This window comes from Flavobacterium weaverense (assembly GCF_003688495.1).
GTDB classification, from domain to species: Bacteria; Bacteroidota; Bacteroidia; order Flavobacteriales; family Flavobacteriaceae; genus Flavobacterium; species Flavobacterium weaverense.
In genome coordinates this window covers 65,223-82,601 of sequence record NZ_REFH01000014.1, presented here as the reverse complement: position 1 = coordinate 82,601, position 17,379 = coordinate 65,223, and the positions used below count along the sequence as shown (strand labels likewise).

The following is a 17,379-nucleotide window of genomic DNA, read 5'->3' as shown; positions in this document are numbered from 1 at the left end:
AATTATTTAATTATGAATGAATTATAAAGTCGACTCTATCAGGTTGGTCACTACTATTCTGCCCTAGTAAGACCGTTGCTTCATAAATAACTTTCTTCAAAACGTTAAAATCACCTGGTTTTCTTATATAATAATGTGCGCCATTATCATATAATTTATTGACAATTTCAGGATCTAATGAAGTAGAGAAAATAACAACTGGAATACTTTTTAACGTATCACTTAATTTTATTTCAGAAAGACATTCGTAGCCAGATTTTCTTGGCATATTGAGGTCTAAAAAAAGGACATCTGGCAATTGTTCTTGATTATTGAGGAGTAATTCCATTAATTCAACGCCATCGCAAACAGTTACTAAATTAATTGATAGGCTGAGCTCTTCAACAGCATCTTGAAAAAATAATCGATCATCCATATCATCGTCTGCAAGTAAAAGTTTTTCCATAAACCAACTAGTAAAGTTATTTTGACTAGAATTTAAACCAAAATTCAAATTAAATAATGAATTTATGTTTTAGAAGTCTTTTCAAAAATAGGAAAAATTATTACTATTAAATAGAACTAAAATAAATTAAGCCAAAAAATATTAACAACTGTTTAAATAGTTTTTGTACCACTAATTAAAATCTTTTAATGTTACACTAATGAAATACTGCTTTGCTTTATATATCAACACTTACCGATGATTACTTTAAAGAAATAGCTAATGAATTCTATTAAATGCACTTATTGAAACCCTGTAAAGAAAGAAAGAATAAGGTACGTAAAATGCTACTTTAAAAAATGGCTCTGGAAATTTTTGATTGCTTGAATGCAAAATTCAATATTTCAAGAAAATTACTTTTTCTCAAATTTTTCAAAAATGCGCACTATAGCAGCCGTAGCTAACGCTCCTGCTAAGTAGTATCCAATAGTCAATAATTTAGTATTGTTGGTTTTTGTAACTGGCTCATCATTCAAACCAATTTTACTTGGAATATTAATAGCACCTAAGCCTGCAAAAACTCCCGCAGATGCTGCTTTAGTCCATAATTGATTTCCTTCTCCTTCAATTAAACTAAAGTATGCAGTATTACTAACTAAGTCACCAACTAAACTCGCTCCAGTCAATGCATCTTGGTTTTCTATATCAATACCAAAATAAGATGCAGTTTTTTGAACAGCTTCCTCTCCCACTAATTCAATTCGTGGCATATCACCATGAAGATGTTTTAATGATTCATTCAATATTGTGAGTACAATCGCGCCTCCTAAACCTGCTAATATATTATTATTGTTCATCGTTATTTTTATTACAAATTTACTACCTGGATGTTTTGAATACAATTAATAAAAATAATTATAACAACGCATCCTTAACTTTCGAAACAAATAATAAAAGCGCCCTAAAATTAATTTTAGGGCGCTTTTATAAATTATTTACTTCTTCTCTTCATTGTTCAATTTATCATCAAAATCAGGTTTTTCGCCTTTAAATTTTTGAGTATCTACATCGTAATTTTCATCATTAGTTAAAACTTCATCATGATCTTTATATTGATGTTTTCTCATATCGCTTCTATTATCTGATCCTGTTTTTTTTGAATTTTGCGGAGTGTGATTATTCGTGCTCATAATATCTTGTTTTAAATTTTTAATAAAATTAAGCAGAATCTTGACTTTTTGCGTTATACAATTCTTGTTTAATGTTATAGAATTTACTCGTTGTACTATTTCGTATGTTTTAAACAAATAAAATAATCCAAATATTAACGCTAGAAAAAATACTAAAGTTTACAATTTTTAAAACCAACAAAAATACAATCAACTAACAAACAGTTGATTAAATAATTAAATGATATAATATTTAATTAAAATTATATAATCAGGACTACAATTGTTTAAATAATTTTGGATTAGTAAAAAGTTACGGATTATAAAAGTGGTAGACTTTTTAAACACATTACTGTTAAACAAAATTTTAAAAGCAACAACTATATGGAAAATTTTCAGGACGAAAAACAGCGTGATTTGTCTAAAAACAAATCAGACGGAACTAACAAATTTTTGACAACAGATCAAGGTCTAAAAATCAACGACGATAACAATACATTAAAGGCGGGTGAACGTGGACCTTCCTTATTGGAAGATTTTATTTTAAGAGAAAAGATAACACACTTTGATCACGAGAGAATACCAGAAAGAATTGTGCACGCACGTGGATCTGGAGCGCACGGATTTTTTGAAGTAACTAATCCCATACCAGAATTAACAAAAGCAGGTTTCTTACAAACTAAAGGGTTAAAAACACCCGTATTTGCAAGAATTTCAACTGTAGCGGGTTCTCGTGGTTCAACTGATCTAGCGCGAGATGTACGAGGATTTTCAGTGAAGTTTTATACTCAAGAAGGAAATTATGATTTAGTTGGTAATAATATGCCAGTTTTCTTTATTCAGGATGCGTCCAAATTTCCAGATTTAGTACATGCTGTAAAGCCAGAACCGCATAACGAGATGCCGCAAGCAGCTTCTGCTCACGACACTTTTTGGGATTTTATTTCGTTAATGCCAGAGTCGATGCACATGATTATGTGGATTATGTCGGATCGAGCAATTCCAAGGAGTTTAAGAATGATGGAAGGATTTGGTGTACATACGTTCCGACTTATAAATGAAGCAGATGAATCCGTTTTCGTAAAATTTCATTGGAAACCAAAATTAGGAACGCATGCAGTAGCATGGGATGAAGCGCAAAAAATTTCTGGAAAAAATTCTGATTTCCATCGTCAAGATTTATGGGATGCGATCGAAACGGGAAATTTCCCAGAATGGGAATTGGGAGTTCAAATTATACCGACAGCCGATGAACATAAATATGAATTTGACTTATTAGATCCTACTAAACTCGTTCCAGAAGAACTCGTTCCTGTAACAATAGTGGGAAGAATGGTGCTCAACAAAAATCCTGACAACTTTTTTGCTGAAACAGAACAAATTGCCTTTCATCCAGGGCACTTAGTTCCTGGTATTGATTTTAGCAATGATCCGCTTTTACAAGGCCGACTATTTTCCTATACTGACACTCAGCTATCTAGATTAGGTAGTCCAAATTTTCACGAAATTCCAATTAATAGAAGTATAGCACCTACACATAACAATCAGCGCGACGGACATATGCGACAAGAAATTAATACGGGTCGTGTTAGTTATCACCCAAATTCGTTAGGCGGTGGATGTCCTTACCAAGCAAAAATAAGTGAAGGTGGGTTTTCTAGTTTTAGTGAGCGAATCGATTCGCATAAAATTAGAGGAAGAAGTGAAAGCTTTAATGATCATTTTGGACAAGCAAAATTATTTTTCAACAGTCAAACGGACATAGAAAAAAGTCACATTGTTAAAGCTTTACAGTTTGAGCTTGGTAAAGTTGAAACAACCGCTATTAGGGTTCGAATGCTCGGTCTTTTAGCGCAAGTAGATAATAAATTAGCTGAGAAAGTTGCAGTGGGTTTAGGATCAACCGTTCCTGCTTCACCCGAGAAGCCAATGAATCATGGTGTATCTCCAGAGAATGAGATGGGAAACCAAGAATCAACAACAGTAAAACAATCAATTGCTACATCTGACGCACTGACAATGCTTAAAAATCCAACAAATTCTAAGAGAATTGCATCTAGAAAAGTAGCTATACTTTGTTCAGCAGGCGTTTCTGAGGATAGTGTAAACAGCATGAAAAATGCATTATTAAAGGAAGATGCTAAAGGTTTTATTATAGCACCTCATTTAGGAAGTTTGAAAACTGATAAAGATGGAGCAATTCCCGTTGACTTTAGTTTGCTTACCTCAGCGTCAGTACTTTTTGATTCGGTTTATATTCCGCACGGTCAAGATATAAAAGTGCTTGCAGAAAATGATGATGTGCAAGAGTTTTTAAATGATGCTTACAAGCATTGTAAGGTTATTGCTGCTGATGGTGAAGGTCAAAAAGTTATTAAAGCTGCGGCATTCGCATCAAAGATTAGTAAAAATGATAAAGGAATTATTATGTCGGATATCCAATCTTCAGATGATTTTACAAAAGAGTTTATAACAGCAATGGGTAAACACCGTTTCTGGGAGCGCGAAGAAAACTTATATAAATAATAAAAATTAGATTTTATGAAAAATTCAGAAAAACCAAAACAACACGATAAAAAAATTGAAGACAAAGACGATAAATTGATTGTACAACCAGCTAAAAATGCTGCGGCAACATTAAAAGATTTATTTATCGAAAGTTTAAAAGATATATACTGGGCAGAAAATGCATTAGTAAGTGCATTACCTAAAATGGCAGCTAATGCAACTGCTGTGGCTCTTAAATCAGCAATAAATGACCATCTTTCTGTAACGAAAAATCAAGTGGCTCGATTGCAAAATATTTTTGATCTTCTTGGTGAAAAAGCTGTAGGTAAAAAGTGTGATGCTATGGAAGGTCTATTAAAAGAAGGCGATAGCATTATGGAAGGAACCATGCCCGGCGCAGTAAGAGATGCTGGAATAATTTCAGCGTCACAAAAAATCGAGCATTATGAAATAGCAACTTATGGTACATTAGTAGCCTTTGCAAAAGCGCTTGGTGAAAATGATGTTGCTAAACTCTTAACACAAACACTAGCAGAAGAAAAAGAGTCGGATACTGTTTTGAATGATGTTGCATTAAATGCTGTAAATAATAGAGCTGTCAAAAATAAATAATATTTTGCTTAATAGTAAAAAACAAAAAATCTGCATAGTATGCAGATTTTTTGCTTTTTATAAATTTCTTATTTCAGTGTGATTTACTTCTAAACTACTTATTTTTTATTCTAATGCCTTTATTAAAAACGTAGTCTAATAAATATTTTTTCAACACTCTAAATAATGCACATCCTAAATTAATTGTATTGTATTTTAATTGATTTACAACTCAATATTTACACTTTAATAGACAAACGTCTCCAAATAAAAAAGGGAAGATTTCTCTTCCCTTTAAGTATTACTATTATTCAACGCAATCCACAGGACTAAATTTATATTTTACTTTCTCAAAGTCAATTGGCTCTCCTTTTACAAAATGAGAAGCTCCCATTGTTAATTGTATTTGTCCATTACCCAAGATAAGTTGGTCACCGCGTTTTAAGAATGCCATTGGATTTTTAAACGTTTTTTCTTTATTGCCTCCTTGGATAAAGGTATAACTAGCAAATAAAGTATCGCCTTTAAACTCTCCAACTATTTCTCCTACTTTTTTTGGCATGTTATCTATAGCCATTTCCATATTACCATTTATTTCTCCGTCTTTGAAAGTAAGGAGTTTCAAATTCAGTGTATCCTGCTCGTAAATTGCTTGGTAACATTCAGTGCTTGTCGCATCCTTTACATCCTTAACCTCGAGAGTGTTTTCACTTTTATCATTCTTACAGCTCTGTAATCCGATACAAGTTACTAGCAAACAAAAAACACCTAATTTTTTCATAGCAATTTTTATTAATTAATAATCCAGTTTATAACTATTGCTAATTTACGAAGAAATAAAATGCTTAGTATGGCTTTTGTCTAAAAATTCGTCTTAAAATAATTTAAGTCGGAGATTTAAGTTGTAGGCGCTAATAATTAATTGAATTGAATTTAGAAATCTTGCTTAAAAATTTTTAATCCTCTACATCCATTAAATCGTCTTTTTGAAGATGTACATTTCTTGGGTACTTCTTTGCAAACGCAAAAATTAATTGCATAATATATTGATTCGTTTTATAAGGTGTTAAATGTTCTTTTACTTCTGATGGATTATTGACTACAACATCCATATCGATATAACCCATTCCGTAAAAATGTCCTTTTTCAACCCAAATACAACTGCGTTCTTCTTTTGTACGACCTTTATCAATAATAGCAAAACTTTGTCTACTATTTAAATAAGAATCTATGGCTGCTTGAACTTGGTCGTTGTGCTGTTCTATTTCTGGTAAATCTGTGGAATCATTCGGCGCCATAAATGCACCATCTGATAAACTTCCATACTTACAAAAGCGATTATCGATTTCGAACTTTGCAGCTAATTCTTGCAATAAATTGATCCCGCTATAAATACTATCAAAAGTTTCAATACAATTTTGATTTTTAGCTAGTTTACCAATGGCTAAGTACCGATATCCGTTTCTAGCTTCATATTCGAAGAAACCAAATTTAGGTTCAAACTTTTTTAATGCTTTATTATGAATGGGCCACAATTGTTTTATTTCGGTGCATTCTAATAATAAAGCCATTAATTCAGTACCACAAACTTCAAAAGAAATTGCGTGTATATCCCGTAAGAAATTTTGTCTTTGTGGTGTGATTTTATGCCCACCAAAATGGGAAGCAACTCGTTTTTTTAAGTTAACCGCTTTGCCTACATAGACTACTTTTTTATGTTCATCATAAAAATAATAAACACCTGGTTTTTCAGGTAATTGGTCAAAATCCTCTGGAGGTAAATTTGGTGGGAGTCTTTGATCTTGAGATGTTTTCTTGATCATTTTATCCATCTCTTTCTCCGTATCCCATTCTAACAATTTAGTAAACAAAATTGCCGTTGCATCAGCGTCACCTCCAGCGCGGTGACGATTTTCCAAATCAATATCTAGAGATTTACAAAGTCGGCCCAAACTGTACGAAAGCATTCCTGGTCTAATTTTTCGAGAAGCTCTGACGGTACATAATTTTTTAGCAGTCCATTTAAGTCCTGCGCTTTCTAATTCATGACGTACAAATGAGTAATCAAAATTGACATTATGGGCAACAAAAACTCGATCAGACAGTAGTTCAAAAACTTTATCTGAAATAATATCAAAAGTTGGCGCATCAATAACCATTTCGTTTGTAATACCAGTCAGCGCAAAAATAGCTGGCGGTATATTTTTTTGCGGATTTACAAGTGTTTCCCAACGGTCAATCACTTTTGTTCCATCATGTATAATAATAGCGATTTCAGTTATGCGGCTGTGACTTGCATTACCTCCTGTAGTTTCAATATCTACGATTGCGTATTCCTGATTTTTCATTTTTTTAATACTGAGTTATACTCTCGTTTGTATTTGAAAGCAAAAGTTCTCCAACTTTAATTTTAGAAATAATTTAGAATAAAATAATTATATGGTTAAACTCATTTGAATTAAATAGAACATTTAAGTTTTAGTGTAAACCTAAAAATTGTGCCACTTTTGATTTCGAATAAATTAATTAGTAAGACCAATACTGTTTTTCACTTCTTTGATGTCTCGTTTCAATTCTACAAACATATTTTTAATGGTATCACTTTCTAAGGCTTCTGTTTTTCTATCGCTTCGGGCAATGCTACATTGGTATTCCCAAATTTCTAAAATATCAGACGCTTTGACTTCATAAGGCGGATAGAAATAATTATCAGATGCTACCACTAAAGCATTTTTCTTATTTTTATTGAGTCGTTTATACACCATCCCTTCGCTCCTAGTAATCAAAATATAAGTTTTCCCATCTAGAACTTCGCCTAAGCGTTCTACATAACTACCCACGATAATATCGCCGTCCTGATGCGGTGGCATAGAATCCCCTTCAACAGGAAAACCACGGTATTTGCCTACGCCTAAAAACGGTAATGAAATTTGTTGTAATTGTTCAATATATTCGGGATCAGCATACCCATTTAGATAACCTGCTTTTACCGTTTGAGTCACTACTTCAATTCGGTTTTCTCCCATTTGATCTACTTGAATAGGCAAAATCAGTCGGTTATTTTCGAGTTTTAATAAATCACTGACTTCAATTTTACGCACATCAACAGATAGTAATAAATCAATACTTATCTGGTAATACTGTGCCATTTTCTTCAAGATTTCATAAGGCGCTTCTGAAGTTCCGTCTTCGTACTTCACATAACGGCCCCTAGTAATCATAAGGCTTTCGGCTACTTTTTCCTGTGAGATTTTATGCTTTACACGCAGGGCTCTGATATTGTCTGAAAATAAGGACATAACGACTTTGTTATAATTTGTAACAGCAAATATAGACAAAAATGTTATTATCTGTACTAATTTTGTAAACTAAATAAAACCAAATGGCACGCGCAATTGTACATATGGATCTAGATACTTTTTTTGTATCCTGCGAAAGATTAACCAACTCTAAATTAAATGGTTTACCATTAATTATTGGAGGTGGAGAACGTGGTGTTGTGGCTTCTTGTTCCTATGAAGCTAGGACTTTTGGGGTTCGTTCAGCCATGCCTATCAAAATGGCTCTTCGGCTTTGCCCACAAGCAAAAGTGATGAAAGGCGATATGGAATTATATTCTAAATTATCACATGATGTCACTCAAGTGATCGAAGAAAAAGCACCTATTGTAGAAAAAGCAAGCATCGATGAATTCTATCTAGATATTACAGGAATGGATAAGTTTTATGGTTGTTACCAATGGACAAATGAACTAGCACAATCTGTTACAAAAGAAACTGGACTACCCATTAGCTTTGCTTTATCGGTCAATAAAACAGTTTCTAAAATTGGAACAGGCGAATCAAAACCAGTAGGAAGATTAGAAATTCCTGAAGCCATGGTGCAGCCTTTTTTAAATCCGCTTTCGATTCAAAAAATTCCTATGGTGGGCGATGTGACTTTTCAATTATTATCGCGCATTGGCATTCGAAACATACAAACACTTTCAGAAATGCCCGCTGAAGTATTACAACGAATGATAGGCAAAAATGGTTTAGAACTATGGAAAAAAGCCAATGGAATTGACAATAATCCCGTTGAACCTTACACAGAACGAAAATCAATTTCGACAGAACATACTTTTATACAAGATACAATTGATATTAAAAATCTAAAATCAATCTTAATAGGTATGGTCGAAAAATTAGCTTTTCAGTTGCGATCTGAAGAATGGCTTACCTCAACAGTAGTCATAAAAATACGCTATGCAAATTTTGATACCGAAACAAAACAAGCTAAAATCGCCTACACATCTGCCGATCACACTCTGACAAGAGCCGTAACTGACTTATTTGACAAATTATACCAACGCCGGATGCGGTTGCGATTAGTTGGTATTCGCTTCAGCGGTTTAGTTCGCGGTACCTACCAAATTAATTTATTTGAAGATACGGAGGAAATGCTGTCCCTTTATCAAGCGATGGACAAAATGAAAAGACGTTATGGTTTTGATGCAATTAATCGCTGTGCTGGCGCCAGCTTAAAAACAAAACATAAAGATGTACCTTAATTGTCATTCCTATCACAGCCTACGTTACGGCACTATTCCATTAACTGATTTAGTGCAACTTGGGGTACAATCTAATGTAAAAGCGATGGCGCTAACGGATATTAATACCGTTACTGGAATTTATGATTTTATAAAAGAATGCCAAGCGGTAAACATAAAACCAATCGTAGGCATCGAATTTAGATATAATAATAAACTGCTTTACATTGGGTTAGCTAAAAATGCAAAAGGTCTTGCTGAGATGAATCGGTTTTTGACTAAACATAATTTTGATGGAACTCCCCTACCCAATTGCGCACCTGAATTTGAAAATGTGACTGTAATTTATCCTTTCGAAAATGCTCCTGATAACTTTCTAAATTTTGAATTTTTAGGCATACGTCCTGAACAACTTCCGTTGCTTTTTCATTCGAAATGGAACCAAAAAGTAGATAGAATGGTTGTTTTGCAACCGGTAACATTCCGCACTAAAAAAGAATTTAACCTACATAAAATATTGCGGGCTATTGACACTAATATCATTTTATCAAAACTTACTCCAGCGGATTATTGTACAACTTCAGAGACGATGATTCCGCTAGAAGAGTTGCTAATGAAGTTTAGTGAATATCCACAAATTATTAAAAATACAGAAAATATCATTGAAGAATGCAACTTTGAATTTGATTTTAAAACACCAAAAAATAAAATTAATTATACGGAGAGTAGTGATAATGATATCCAACTCCTAACCAGTCTTGCTAATCAAGGATTGATAAAAAAATATGGCAACAATAATCCATTGGCTAAAGCCAGAGTTGAAAAGGAATTAAAAGTTATACATGAGTTGAAATTTAGCGGCTATTTTTTAATCACTTGGGATATTATTCGATATAGCAATAGTATGGGTTTTATGCACATTGGTCGCGGTAGTGGCGCTAATAGCATTGTGAGTTACTGTTTAGGAATTACGGCTATTTGTCCGCTTGAACTCGATTTATACTTTGAGCGTTTCTTAAACCTCAACCGCAAAAGTCCGCCTGATTTTGATATTGATTGGAGTTGGAAAGAACGGGATGTAATCCTCGAATATATTTTTAATCGATATGGTCGAGAACATGTTGCTTTTTGCGGAACCAATGTAGAATTTAAATACCGCTCGATTTTTAGGGAAGTCGGGAAAGTTTTTGGTTTACCCAAAGAAGAATTGGATGCGCTTGCTAAAAACCCAATGCAACTGCACGACACTAATTCGATAGTTGCATTAGTACAAAAATATGGAATGTTGCTCGAAAAATATCCCAATCAACGCAGCATGCACTCTTGTGGCATATTAATTTCTGAGGAACCTATTACAAATTACACGGTTTTAGAAATGCCTCCTAAAGGATTCCCCATCGTACTTTTTGACATGCATGTTGCTGAGGATATTGGTTTTGAAAAATTTGATATTTTAAGTCAGCGCGGTATTGGTCACATCGATGATTCGGTAAAACTGATCAAAAAAAATCGAGGTATTGACATCAATATTCGAGACACCGAATTATCAAAAAATGAAGCAAAGTGCAACGACTATTTAAGTATTGGAAATACTATTGGCTGTTTTTATATAGAAAGTCCTGCTATGCGAGGTTTATTGCGAAGATTAAAATGCGACAATTACAAAACACTCGTAGCCGCATCATCAATCATTCGTCCTGGTGTTGCTCAAAGTGGAATGATGAAAGAATATATTTTCAGGCACAATCATCCTGAACAGTTCGAATATTTTCATGCCGTTTTTAAGGAGCAATTAGGCGAAACTTACGGCATTATGGTGTATCAGGAAGATGTTATCAAGATTGCGCTTCACTTTGCAGGAGTTCCCGCATCTGATGGTGATATTCTGCGACGTGCAATGAGTGGCAAAGGACGTTCGGCAGCCGCCTTACAAAAAGTAAAAGATAACTTTTTTGCTTGTTGCCAACAAAAAGGGCATCCCGAAGCACTCAGTCAAGAAATTTATCGCCAGATTGAATCCTTTGCAGGTTATTCCTTTTGCAAGGCGCATTCCGCTTCTTATGCCGTAGAAAGTTATCAAAGTTTATTTTTGAAAGTGAATTATCCCGTAGAATTTATGGTGGCAGTTATCAACAATCAAGGTGGTTTCTATCGTACAGAAGTGTATGTACACGAAGCAAAAATGTCAGGTGGAATTATAAATACTCCTTGCGTAAACAACAGTGATTATGAAGCAACTGTTTACGGAATTCAAGTTTTTCTGGGTTTAATGCATCTAGAAGGGCTTGAAGCCAAAGTGGCACATCATATTGTTCTAGAACGCGAAAAGAATGGAAAATACAAATCGTTAGAAGATTTTATCAATCGCATTCCAATAGGGATTGAGGGAATTCAATTATTAATTTTCATTGGTGCTTTTCATTTTACGGGTCAAACAAAAAATCAATTACTAGTTATAGCGAGATTAATATTAGTGAATTTTAAACCTGAAAATCGGAATTTAATGTTAATTCAAGAACCGGTTAAGGAATACGAGCTACCGGTACTCGAACGCTCTCCATTTGAAGATGCTTTTGATGAAATAGAACTATTGAGTTTCCCAGTTTCTTGTTCGCCTTTTGACTTACTGCAAACGAAATATCGCGGAGATGTGTTGTCTAAAGATTTATTGCATTACCACAAGAAAACGGTCAAAATGCTAGCCTATCTTATCTCTCGAAAACACGTTCCTACTAAAATGGGTGCTATGTTTTTTGGCACTTGGGTTGATGCTGAAGGACACTTTTTTGACACAGCACATTTTCCTAATAGTTTAAAGCAATATCCTTTTCAAGGTGGCGGTTGCTATTTACTATTAGGCACTGTCGAAGTCGATTATCACTTCCCTACTATTACTATTTCTAAAATGGCTAAAATGCCTTTCATTCCTGATCCACGTTATTCGAATTCTAATGAAAGACAATACAAAACCCATCAGCAAATTAAGGAAGATGTAAGTATGACTAGTCGGGCGCCTTACCCTCAAGACATTAATTTACCTAGACATAAGATGAGTATTAAATAAGGTTTTAAATTAAGAATAGAAGTGAAAATGAGAATATTTCACCAATTAACAAGTTATTCTATTTCATTATATATTGCTGTAAATCGTTGGTTTTGGAGGAAGAACATTAGCACTTTTCCATCATAAAACATATATTTGTTCTTAGCATAAAAGCCCCTTAAAACAATAAAATGGATCAGGATAAATTTATTTTCTGCCTCGAAGCCGTCCCAGACATAGAAACTCATACCACCACTGAAGTAGTTGAACATTTGGAACTATTAGCCATGAATCAAGGTGTAACAAGTATTTATAAAACTTGTGATACTATTGAAGGATTAGAAGAAAGTTTAGGCGCTTTATTGTACGATGATCATAATTTTAAAGATTACGAAATCATCTATTTAGTAATGCAAGGCCAAGAAAACTCTATTTGTATTCACGATTATTATTACAGTCTGGAAGAAATAGCGGAAATTTTTGAAGGGAAATTAAAAGGCAAAATTGTACATTTTGCAAATGAAAAAGTTTTAGACTTAAGTAACGATGAAGCACAGTATTTTATTGACGTAACTGGAGCACGTGCTATTTCAGGTTATGGAGCAGAATTTGATAATGTAAGTAGTATTCATCTCGATAAAGTGTTTTTTAGCTTATGTCAAGAGGACGATGATTTAATTCAAGTTGTTGAAGAATTACATCAGAAATTCTATGCGATGTGCAAACTCCTTGATTTCCGGCTTTATTACTAAAATAACTCCTTCATTAGACTAAATCTTATTCATACAAATATTAAGGAATATCATCTTGTTTAGGATTGTTTTTTTTATGGTATTAAAATAAACTATCTTCTTATAAACTTTTACATTGGTATTCTATCATTCTACAAAGGATAAAAAAAATCTATACCAGAGATAAACCTTTCAAATTTAATTTTGGGTTAAAAATCAATTCTGTTAAATCTTTTATAGAAAAATTAAAAACTCATCCCTTCTATTTTTAAATTATAAATTATAATGAGTCAAATTTCGATTCTTTATTCAAAATAGTTTCTAATACAGAAGGTTTACTTAATTCAATGTATTCCAAAATACAGAGGTATCTACTAAAACTCAAATTTCATTACTAAATAGCATTTGAGTAGAATCGATTTTCATTATTCAGAAATATTATAATCAAAATACTAGAAAGTAGTATGTTCTCTTTTTACTTGAATAAATTGTTTAGGGTCAGCACATTAAACTTTTTAAACAATTATTGTATTTATTTAAAGGTGTTAACATTGCCTTCGAAATAAAAATATGTTCTCGAGCACATTTTTTTTTACTTTTGCTTGTCTTTAAAATTATCTTTATATACATTTGTTAGATAAAATCCATTTAAATGAATTTTACTGTTAAAAAAAAAGATATAATTACTAATAATAGCTATAATATAAGCATAATATTTAAAAGATATTTTCTTACATAATTAAATGATTAAAAGAATAAGAGCAGTCAAGCATTTAAAAAAATATTGAACAAAATAATACCTTAAATAATCAGAAATGAAACAACTTTACACTTTATTACTACTATTATTATTAATAACTACTAGCACCTTCGCGCAAGTAAATACAACTTCTGGATCTTGGAGTGCAATTGGAAATACAATTTTAAGTACGGTATTTAGCGATGGAGATAATGGAGATGGTATTGCAGATGGTGCCTTATTAGTAAACGGCCAGTCAGTTGTTGTAGGACAAGGAGCCGCTTATACATTTGGTGGTGCTATGCAAAAAGGGAAAGCAATATCAATTAGCACCTATACTTACAACCCCAATTTGTCTTTTGTGTCCTTAAAAATTGAATTGTGGAGGAAAAATAATACTATTTACACAAATTTAAATACAGCATCGCCAAACATTCAGTATGCTTCAAAAACCTCTCCAGCTTTAAAAACTGTACTAAACTACACTCCAACAGCTGGAGACAATGGTGGCGAGTTGCAAATACGATATATCAGAAACGATGATGGCGCAACAGCTAGAGACTTCGCTATTGATAATTTAATTTTAGCAGATAATATAACAGTAGCTGGGTCTTGCCCATTTACAATTTATCCGGACTTACCGTTAATAACTTCGAGTACAGTTATTGAAGACCAAATTAAACTGAGTGTAAGAAAGTTTTCTGATAATTATTTAGGGACTTCTGCACCCAGTATAATAAACATGGATAATGCTGTAACTGCTTATGACGCTTTAAATATAGTTGTATCAGGCGGAACTATTAACGGTAAAACTTTAACTTCTTTTCAAGGCTTGACATTTTTAAAAACTTTTGCACAATATTTAAAATCTAATCCACCTAATCCAGACCCTAGAGACATCAAAACTAAATTCAACAATACGGTTTGGTGGGTTTCAAAACAATTTTGTGAAAAAAATGTGGGCACTACTCCTCCATTCCCTATAGATGTTCAATTGTATGATTATGAAGATTTTGCTAGACCAACTGTTTTAGTTAAAGATATTCTAGATCCACAAGTACAAAATCTATTTGCCTACACACTTTACAAACATTCTGAAGACTTTGCGCATTTTTGGGTTCCAGGTTATGACTCTACTTATCAACAAGCTAATGGTACAATTATCACAGATTTGGTATACGGCATTGGAGATGTTATGTTAGCATATAGTTTATGGCAAGATACCCCAGACGAACGTTACCGATACATGCGTGCATACAAACGTTTCATGAATCGTTTTTTCAGTTACACAGTAGGAAGCGCAGACGGTATAAAACAAGATGGCACAGGCTTTCACCATTGGGTTGCTTACAATAATTATATGTATTCTTTTAATGCTGCCGCTGATATTCTATCCTATTTAAGCGCAACGGATTTTCAAGTAGAACAAGAAAATTACAAGGTTTTTCGTGATGCTTTTTACGCTCAGTATATACAGTCCAACGACTATTTTTTTACTGGAACTCCAAACCCAACAGGTACTCAACGTACGGGTACTCAAGCTATGTCGACAGCAGGACGAAACCCTCAAAACAGAACGAATCCATTATCTAAAGATCAATTTAAAAAATTAGCCATTGCAGGTGGCTCTATTTTAGGATTATCAACAGCTGATCCAGTTCTTGCAGGAATATATAATAGGATATTTGGAGTAGACTCACAATTTAACTACAGCACAAAAGCAGCTTTTGAAAGTGGTTTTTTCCAATTTAATCATGCAATGGCCGGTGCGTTTAGATACGAGAACACAAAAACGCTAGTATTTACTAAAGGATTTTCAGATAATATGTGGGGAGCTGAGGCATACGAAAACCAGAATAGATATGGTCGTTACCAAAGTTATGGCGCATTAGAAGTTATTTATCCAGGCAACAAGACAGATGGAAATGGTCAAGATCTTACTATTAATACGTCGTCTTCTGCATGGGATTGGAATTTCAATCCTGGTACAACTGTAATCAAGTTGCCTTGGGACAAATTACATGGAGAATGGTCACGCTTAGACGAAAGGCAGCAAAAAAGATTTGTTGGATCCATAAGCTTAAAAAATAAAAATAGTGAATTATTAAATGCAATTCATGGCAATTTTGGAATGTTTGCAATGGATTTCCAAGAAGATGCAAACCAAGGATTTAAAACTAACTATAGCGCTGGAGTAAAAAACCACAACAGTACTTTTACATTCAAAAAATCTAATTTTTTCTTCGATGATATTATTGTTTGTTTGGGTTCAGGGATTACTAATAGTGGCTCAGGATCCAATGAAACAATAACAACTTTGTTCCAACGAATGAATAATAAAGGATTTAGCGTAAATACTAACGGAACAACAGAAACCTCAGGAACAATGAGTTATAGTGGTGCAAGCGCAAATAATTATTTTGTAGATAACTATGGAACAGGATTTTATCTAGTTTCTGGTAACGACAATATTGTTATAAAAAAAGAAGCGCAACAAACTCCTAACCAAAATCAAACTTGGACAAGTTCGCTAACTCTTAGTGCTCCAACTAATCCAATAGTTGATTACTGGACTGGGTATATTAATCACGGTGCTAATCCTACTAACAAAGGTTATGAATACGTTTTAAAACCTAGTAGCAACTCCTCTGAAATGCAGGCACTAGACTTGGCAATTCAAAGTTCAAATAAACCATACATAGTTCACCAGAAAAATGCTACTGCGCATATTGTTGAGCACATTGCAAAAAAGATTTGGGGATATGCATTTTTTAATGCAGCCACCAATTTAACTTATAATTTTGTTAACGAAGTAAATGGTTCGTGTTTATTGATGACACAGTTCGATCAAGCAAATAGTTCTTTACTACTGTCTATTGACAATCCTGATCTTGGATTTGTATACCAAGCCAGGACTCCTAAACCACAAACAACGAGACAGGTTACACTTCTAGGAGAATGGTCATTAAGCACTTCTTATCCTGGTGTCCAATTAGTATCTTCCAACTCTACTAAAACTGTTATTGAGTTTACACTTGTTGATGGATTGGCAAAAGAAATAATATTAACTAATGCGATATTAAGCACGCAAGAATTTGATAAATCAGGTATAACAATTTTTCCTAATCCTGCTAAAGACATTCTTACTATCAATGGTATTGAAAGTAATAATGTTAAAACAGCAACTATTATATCTATGTTGGGTCAGCAGATAAAAACAGTTGATAAGCCTGGAAATCAGATAAACGTCTCCAACATACAAGAAGGTATATATTTTTTAAAATTACAACTTGACGATAATCGAACAGTTACTAAAAAGCTGATTATTAAAAAGTAATCAATTAAAAAAATCAATTAAAAAAATCAATTAAATCAAATTCATGTGAACTATTAGAAGTTTATATGAAATATCATTATATAAATATTATTTTGTACTATAATAAATAATGTATGCTCTCGAACAGATGTAAATTAAGCAATAGCATTAAAATAAGCAGTATGATTTATTTAAAAAAAATCTTGAGCCTTTTAAAGAACTAGCCTTCAAAATCAATTTTAACTTTATAAATATAACTTAAAAAAATCAAAATTATGAAAAAAAAAAAATACTCAATACGCAAAGGGGATTAACTCATTTATACCGAGT

General features: G+C 33.1%; 12 protein-coding genes. 6 read left to right on the top strand and 6 right to left on the bottom strand.

Annotation, left to right across the window (positions count from 1 at the left end; genetic code table 11):
• Positions 1–10: 10 nt before the first annotated feature.
• From BC961_RS14570 to BC961_RS14560, 3 genes are all read right to left on the bottom strand, one after another.
• The gene (locus BC961_RS14570; RefSeq protein ID WP_121926609.1) at positions 11–445 is read right to left on the bottom strand and encodes a response regulator; all 435 of its coding nucleotides are present in this window, start codon (positions 443–445) and stop codon (positions 11–13) included.
• A 392-nt stretch (positions 446–837) separates the two neighbouring features.
• Positions 838–1,281: a hypothetical protein gene (locus BC961_RS14565; RefSeq protein WP_121926595.1), complete on the bottom strand. Its 444-nt coding sequence runs from the start codon at positions 1,279–1,281 to the stop codon at positions 838–840.
• A 138-nt stretch (positions 1,282–1,419) separates the two neighbouring features.
• Entirely contained in the window at positions 1,420–1,614 is a 195-nt protein-coding gene (locus BC961_RS14560) for a hypothetical protein (protein WP_121926594.1), read from the bottom strand.
• Between the two features lie 363 nt (positions 1,615–1,977).
• Here BC961_RS14560 and BC961_RS14555 point away from each other — a divergent pair, with 363 nt between their 5' ends.
• Positions 1,978–4,119 (top strand): catalase, encoded by a 2,142-nt coding sequence (locus BC961_RS14555; RefSeq protein WP_121926593.1) that lies wholly within the window; start codon positions 1,978–1,980, stop codon positions 4,117–4,119.
• Positions 4,120–4,134: 15 nt separating this feature from the next.
• A complete protein-coding gene (locus tag BC961_RS14550) occupies positions 4,135–4,713 on the top strand; it encodes a YciE/YciF ferroxidase family protein (protein ID WP_121926592.1) in 579 nt (192 codons plus the stop codon).
• 286 nt (positions 4,714–4,999) lie between these two features.
• Here the strand turns inward: BC961_RS14550 and BC961_RS14545 are convergent, their stop codons facing one another.
• The 3 genes from BC961_RS14545 to BC961_RS14535 all read right to left on the bottom strand — a co-directional run bounded on the left by BC961_RS14545 (position 5,000) and on the right by BC961_RS14535 (position 7,991).
• Complete coding sequence (locus tag BC961_RS14545) at positions 5,000–5,473, bottom strand: hypothetical protein (protein WP_121926591.1); 474 nt, start codon at positions 5,471–5,473, stop codon at positions 5,000–5,002.
• A 175-nt stretch (positions 5,474–5,648) separates the two neighbouring features.
• The gene (locus BC961_RS14540; protein WP_121926590.1) at positions 5,649–7,040 is read right to left on the bottom strand and encodes an exonuclease domain-containing protein; all 1,392 of its coding nucleotides are present in this window, start codon (positions 7,038–7,040) and stop codon (positions 5,649–5,651) included.
• Positions 7,041–7,214: 174 nt separating this feature from the next.
• The gene (locus BC961_RS14535; RefSeq protein WP_121926589.1) at positions 7,215–7,991 is read right to left on the bottom strand and encodes an XRE family transcriptional regulator; all 777 of its coding nucleotides are present in this window, start codon (positions 7,989–7,991) and stop codon (positions 7,215–7,217) included.
• Positions 7,992–8,074: 83 nt separating this feature from the next.
• Here BC961_RS14535 and dinB point away from each other — a divergent pair, with 83 nt between their 5' ends.
• The 4 genes from dinB (at position 8,075) to BC961_RS14515 (ending at position 17,070) form a co-directional block, all read left to right on the top strand.
• Complete coding sequence (gene dinB, locus BC961_RS14530; RefSeq protein ID WP_121926588.1) at positions 8,075–9,241, top strand: DNA polymerase IV; 1,167 nt, start codon at positions 8,075–8,077, stop codon at positions 9,239–9,241.
• A complete protein-coding gene (locus tag BC961_RS14525) occupies positions 9,231–12,284 on the top strand; it encodes a DNA polymerase III subunit alpha (RefSeq protein ID WP_121926587.1) in 3,054 nt (1,017 codons plus the stop codon). The genes dinB and BC961_RS14525 overlap by 11 nt, the downstream gene beginning before the upstream one ends.
• 170 nt (positions 12,285–12,454) lie before the next feature.
• Positions 12,455–13,015: a DUF6642 family protein gene (locus tag BC961_RS14520; RefSeq protein ID WP_121926586.1), complete on the top strand. Its 561-nt coding sequence runs from the start codon at positions 12,455–12,457 to the stop codon at positions 13,013–13,015.
• 794 nt (positions 13,016–13,809) lie between these two features.
• The gene (locus BC961_RS14515) at positions 13,810–17,070 is read left to right on the top strand and encodes a polysaccharide lyase family 8 super-sandwich domain-containing protein (protein ID WP_121926585.1); all 3,261 of its coding nucleotides are present in this window, start codon (positions 13,810–13,812) and stop codon (positions 17,068–17,070) included.
• Positions 17,071–17,379: the final 309 nt, after the last annotated feature.